This is a genomic window from Desulfocurvus sp., from assembly GCF_023230885.1.
Taxonomy (GTDB): domain Bacteria; phylum Desulfobacterota; class Desulfovibrionia; order Desulfovibrionales; family Desulfovibrionaceae; genus Desulfocurvus.
In genome coordinates, this window is record NZ_JALNWM010000214.1 from 1 (window position 1) to 5,640 (window position 5,640).

Annotated in this window: 4 protein-coding genes and 1 tRNA gene; 4 read left to right on the top strand and 1 reads right to left on the bottom strand. The window is 71.3% G+C overall.

Annotation, left to right across the window (positions count from 1 at the left end; translation table 11 throughout):
• Positions 1 to 31 precede the first annotated feature (31 nt).
• The 4 genes from M0P34_RS13220 to M0P34_RS13235 all read left to right on the top strand — a co-directional run bounded on the left by M0P34_RS13220 (position 32) and on the right by M0P34_RS13235 (position 4,603).
• Positions 32 to 123, top strand: a tRNA-Ser gene (locus tag M0P34_RS13220).
• A gap of 491 nt (positions 124 to 614) precedes the next feature.
• The gene (locus M0P34_RS13225; RefSeq protein WP_291499910.1) at positions 615 to 2,690 is read left to right on the top strand and encodes a transporter substrate-binding domain-containing protein; all 2,076 of its coding nucleotides are present in this window, start codon (positions 615 to 617) and stop codon (positions 2,688 to 2,690) included.
• Positions 2,691 to 2,968: 278 nt separating this feature from the next.
• Positions 2,969 to 4,240 (top strand): methyl-accepting chemotaxis protein, encoded by a 1,272-nt coding sequence (locus M0P34_RS13230; protein WP_291499913.1) that lies wholly within the window; start codon positions 2,969 to 2,971, stop codon positions 4,238 to 4,240.
• A gap of 15 nt (positions 4,241 to 4,255) precedes the next feature.
• Positions 4,256 to 4,603, top strand: a complete 348-nt coding sequence (locus M0P34_RS13235) for a hypothetical protein (protein WP_291499915.1) — start codon at positions 4,256 to 4,258, stop codon at positions 4,601 to 4,603.
• Between the two features lie 274 nt (positions 4,604 to 4,877).
• Here M0P34_RS13235 and M0P34_RS13240 read toward each other — a convergent pair whose 3' ends face one another.
• Positions 4,878 to 5,246 carry a hypothetical protein gene (locus M0P34_RS13240; protein WP_291499917.1) on the bottom strand — a complete coding sequence of 123 codons (369 nt, stop codon included), beginning with the start codon at positions 5,244 to 5,246 and terminating at the stop codon, positions 4,878 to 4,880.
• Positions 5,247 to 5,640: the final 394 nt, after the last annotated feature.

The window sequence follows — 5,640 nt, forward strand, 5'->3', positions numbered from 1 at the left end:
CCGGCTTTTTACTACATAGGCACTCCTTCGCGGAGAGGTGTCCGAGTCAGGTTTAAGGAGCACGCCTGGAAAGCGTGTACTGGGGAAACTCAGTCGGAGGTTCAAATCCTCTCCTCTCCGCCACAAGGCAATCAAAGCCCTGGAAATTCCAGGGCTTTTTTGTTGCCCATTCAGGCCGTGCGGTGGCGGTGGGGCGGGCCTTTGGCGGCGGGGCGGGCAGGGCTTGGCGGGGGGCCAGTGCGCGGATGTCTGCGCCCCGCGGCTGGGCGCGGGGGCCATCGTCCGGCGTCTTTGGCCCGCGCGCGGCCCGGCTGGCGGGCAGGCCCCGCGCCTTGCGGCCCTTCCTCCTGGTGATCCATCCCCCGGCGCCCTTCCTCCGGCACCCTCCCCCGGCGCCCTTCCCCCGGCGCCCATCCTCCCGCGTCCCTTCCGCGCGCCTGCCTCCCGGAAGCCCGTCCTCCCGCCCCGGAGCCGCCCGCGCGCTGCGCGAACCGCGCCGCCGGGAGCGGGCTCCGGCACGGCCCTGGCCTTCATCCCGGTGGACAAACTTCTTTCCGTCGGCCTCGCCGGATGGTATTGTTTGCTCCTCTGGTCCCTTTCACGCCAGGACCGACATGACACGACGCCACCCCCTCGCGCTGCTCATCGCGGCGATCCTTTTCGCGGCGTTCGCGACCAGCGCCGCCCCCGCTCCCGCCGGGTTCATCACCGTTCGGGGCGATTTCAACTATCCGCCTTATGAGTTCCTCGACAGCGGCGTTCCCACCGGCTTCAACGTGGACATCATGCGCGCCGTGGCACGGGCGATGGACCTGGATGTCAAGATCGACCTCGGCCCCTGGAACGAGGTGCGCCAGCAGCTCGAACGCGGGGAGATCGAAGCCCTCACGGGCATGTACTACTCCGAGGAGCGCGACCGCCTCGTGGATTTCTCCTCGCCCCACATCATCGTCAACCACGCCATTTTCGTGCGCCGGGACGCGCCCATCCACGGCCTGGAAGACCTCAGGGGCAAGACGGTGGTCGTCCAGCGCGGCGACATCATGCACGACTTCGCCCTGGACTCCCTGCCCGGCTCGACCCTGTTCACCACGGAATCCCAGGAGGACGCGCTGAAGCTCGTCGCCCGCGGGGTCCACGACGCCGCCCTGCTCGGCAAGCTCCAGAACCTCTACCTCGCCAAGGTCAACGGCCTGGACGACATCATGACCGTGGGGCCGCCCATCGAACCCCGCCGCTACTGCATCGCCGTGCGCGAGGGCAACGAGGCCCTGCTCGCCGCAGTGAACGAAGGGCTCAAGCTCATCCAGCTCTCCGGAGAATACCAGAAAATCCACGACCGCTGGTTCGGCGTCTACGAACAGCGGTCTTTCACGCGCAAGCTGGTCCGCTACGCGCTGTACGCCGGGGTGCCCGTCCTGCTGCTGCTCCTCGCCGCCCTGGCCTGGATGTGGTCCCTCAGCCGCGCGGTCCGGGCCCGGACCCGGGAGCTGCACGAGAGCCGCGAGCACTTCAAGTCCGTGGTCGAGGATTCCCCCCTCGGCATGGCCGTCACCGCGCGGGACGGGACGGTCCGCCTGATCAACCGGGAATTCACCCGCATGCTCGGCTATACCGCCCAGGACGTGCCCACCCTCGACGCATGGTGGCCCAGGGCCTACCCCGACCCTGCGTACCGCAAGAAGGTCCTTGCCTCCTGGAGCGCGGCCACCGCCCCGGACCGGAGCGCCTCCGGGGGCGGCGCCGTGCCCCGGGAATGGGTCGTCCACACCAGGGACGGAGCGCCCAGGGACATCGAATTCCGCACCACACGCATCGGCGACGACGTGCTGATCATCCTCACGGATATCACCGAACGCAAGCGCACCGCGGAGGTCCTCGTGCAGTCGGAGAAGATGCTCTCCGTCGGGGGCCTTGCGGCCGGAATGGCCCACGAGATCAACAACCCCCTGGGCGGCATCCTGCAAGGCGTGCAGAACATCCAGCGCCGCCTGTCGCCGGACATGCAGGCCAACCGGGATGCGGCGCAGGGCCTGGGCGGAAGCATGGAATTCCTGCAGGCGTACCTCCGGCAGCGGGGCATCGACGCCATGCTGGAGGGCATTCGCGACTCGGGGCAGCGGGCGGCGGATATCGTCAAGAGCATGCTGCGGTTCAGCCGCAAGAGCGAAAGCAAATTCTCGCCCCTGGACCTGAACGAGCTGGTGGAGCGCGCCGTCACCCTGGCCGAATCCGACTACGACCTGAAGCACAGCTACGACTTCCGGAAAATCGCGATCATCCGGGATCTGGAGCCGAACCTGCCCCTGGTGGAATGCACGGAAACGGAAATCGTCCAGGTGGCGTTCAACCTGTTGCGCAACGCCGCCCAGGCCCTGTTCAGGCAGCCGGACAGGACCGGCGACGCCAGCATCCGCATCTCCACGCGCCAGGTCGGCGAGCGCGTCGAACTCGCCGTCGCGGACAACGGCCCCGGCATGGACGAGGCCGTGCGGCGGCGCGTGTTCGAGCCGTTCTTCACCACCAAGCCCCCGGGCGTCGGCACGGGCCTCGGCCTTTCCGTGGCCTACTTCATCATCACCCGCAACCACGCGGGCGACATCGATGTCGAATCACAGCCGGGCCAGGGCGCGACCTTCACCATCAGCCTGCCCATCCGGCACGGGCGGACCGCCACGACGGCGCCCTGATCCCCCGGGGGGCGCGGAGCCCTTGCGGCCGCCCGCGCCTGCCCCCGGGCACGAGGCAGGCGCCCCCGCCCCGCTCGCGAAGCCCTTGCAGCCAAGCCCCGCCCGCACGGCCGGGCCCTGCCCGGGCGCCCCGCGGCCCTGTGCCCGCGCGCAGAACCCGCCTCCAGCTCCTTTTGCGGTGACAAAACCTCCGCCATGTGCGACTCTTGTTCCAATATCGGTTCTCCATCGACACCTGCCGGGACACCTCGCGCACCGGGACGCGGAAGGGAAAGGACATGTTCAGGAACATGAGCATGAAATGGAAGATCATGGCCGTGGCCGTGGCCGGGCCGCTGGTCATCGCCGTCGTCATGGCCGTCATGCGCATCCGCGACATCGACAGCGAGGCCACCCGCGCCCTGGTGGCCCAAAGCCGGGCCGTGACCCTCATGGCCGAAGCCATGCGCGACGACATGTCGCGCAAGCTCGAGGCGGGCATCATCCGCCCCTTCGACGAGCTGCCCCCGGAGCGGCTTTTGGAAGCCGTGCCCGTGGTCACGGCCATGCGCATGGCCGCCCGGAACGCCGAGGCGATGGGCTACCGGTTCAAGGCGCCCAAGGACAGCCCGCGCAACCCCGCCAACGCCCCCGATGCGGTGGAAAGGGCGGCCATCGAGGAGTTCCGGACCCTCGGGCTGGAGGAAAAGGTCATCGTCGAAGCCGAACAGATCCGCTACCTGCGGCCCGTCCGGCTGACTGAGGAATGCCTCTACTGCCACGGCTACCCCCGGGGCCAGCCCGACGCAGTGGGCGGCGTCAAGGAAGGCTGGCAGGCGGGCGAGATCCACGGCGCCTTCGAGATCATCACCTCCCGCGCCCCGGCCCGGGCCCGCGTGCGCCAGGCGGCCCTGGGCGTGACCCTGTGGACCTCCGCCACCCTGGCGCTGGTGGCCCTGGCGGCCTGGGCGCTCCTGCGCGCGGGCATCGTCCGGCCCATCGCGCGCATAAAGTCCTTCGCCAGCGACATGGCCCGGGGCGACTTCTCGCGCCGGGTGGCCATCGACTCCGGCGACGAAATCGGCCAGCTGGCCCACGCCCTCAACGACATGGCCGACCGCCTGCGCGGCGTGGTTTCCCGCGTGCTGGCCGGGGCGGGGCATGTGGCCTCCAGCAGCGGCGAGATGCACGACACGGCCGAATCCCTCTCCCGCGGGGCCGCCAGCCAGGCGGCGGGCATCGAGGAGATTTCCGCCAGCGTGGAGCAAATGACCTCGGGCATCGTGCAGAACGCGGAAAACGCGGCCCAGACCGAGCGCCTGGCCAGCAAGGCCGCCGTCAGCGCCAAGACCAGCGGCGAGCATGTGCGCCTGACCGTGGGCGCCATGCGCCGCATCGCCGAGAAAACCACCGTCATCGAGGAAATCGCCCGCCAGACCAACCTGCTGGCGCTCAACGCCGCCATCGAGGCCGCCCGGGCCGGGACGCACGGCAAGGGCTTCTCGGTGGTGGCGGCGGAGGTCCGGCGCCTGGCCGAGCACAGCGGCGCGGCGGCGGCGGACATCAGCTAGGTTTCGGCAAGCAGCGTGCGCACCGCCGAACAGACCGGGGCCCTGCTCGACGAACTGGTGCCGGACATCCTGCGCACGGCGGAGCTGGTCCAGGAAATCGCGGCCTCAAGCGCCGAGCAGAACGCCGGGGCGGGGCAGATCAACAGCGCCGTGCAGCAGCTCGACCGCGTGATCCAGCAGAACGCCGCCGCCTCGGAGCAACTGGCCGCCGCCTCGCGGGAAATGTCGGACCAGGCCGCCCGGCTGCTGGACACGGCGGGGTTCTTCAAGGTGGGCGGGGGAAACGAAAGGACGCCCCCCGCCATGACGGACGGCCCGGGGCCCGGGGCGGCCGAAGGGCAAGGGGAGGACCGCTCGTCGTGAAGCCGCGGAAGGGGCGGTTTCGTGAGCGCCGCCCTGCGCCGCCCTGCGCCGCCACAGCCAGCACCGCTCCCGCCAAGGGCGGCTCCCGCCTTCCCTCGGCGGGCCGTGGCGGGGGCGGCGTTCCCGGCGCCCAGGCACCCGCCCCCCGGCTGAAGACGCGGCACGGGGCCCCAGGGCCGGACATGGCCCGCGAGGACGGCGCAGGCTCGGCCCCTGCGGCCCGGAGCCCGCAGGGGCTGGCCCGCGAGCCGCGCCTGCGAAGGGCGCAGGCAGCCTAGTCTTCCAGGCCCCGGCAATAGCGCTGGCAGAGGTCGGAAGCACGCTTGGCGTTGACCCAGCAGCCGTCGGCCATGTGCCGCATGTACAGCTCCCGGCGCGTGGCGGCGCAGTCGGCCAGACAGGCCTCGCGGTCCAGGGGGGTCAGTCGGCCCACGTCCAGGAACGCCTCGCAGATGGCCGTCATCTCGCCGCAGCTTCCGCCGCCGCCGTCGGGGTTCTGGGGGCTGCGGCCCCCGCCGGTGGAGTAGGTAAAGCACAGCCCGCGCGCCTCCGGCAGGGACATGGCGCGGGGGGCACACCCGGCGCAGGCCAGCAGCGCGACGGCCACGGCACACAGCACAAAGGGCTTCAGGACGGACTTCATGGCGGACTCCCGGGGCGCGGCCCCTTCTGGTTCGCCTGGACAATACCCCCGGACCCCGGCCCGGGCAAGCCCCCCCGGCGGGCGACGCAAAGCGGCGCGGGCTCCTCCGGGCGACACAACGCGAAGCGGGCCGAAGCCTTCCCGCCGCGCCCCCGCCCCCGGCGGGCGGCGGCAACGCAACAGCGCCCAGGCAGGCGCCGCCGTGGACCCGCGTGGATTCCGCCCGGCCCCGGGCAGCGCCCGCCACAGCCCCGGCGCCGCCCGCCGCAGTGCGGCCCGGGGCGCCGCCCCGTCGGGAGCCCCGGCCGCCGACGGTCCCTTCCTGCCTGCGGCGGCCCGCCGCCCGGGCCGTGGGCCGCCCTTGACAGAACGCCCCCGGCGGGTAATAAGAACC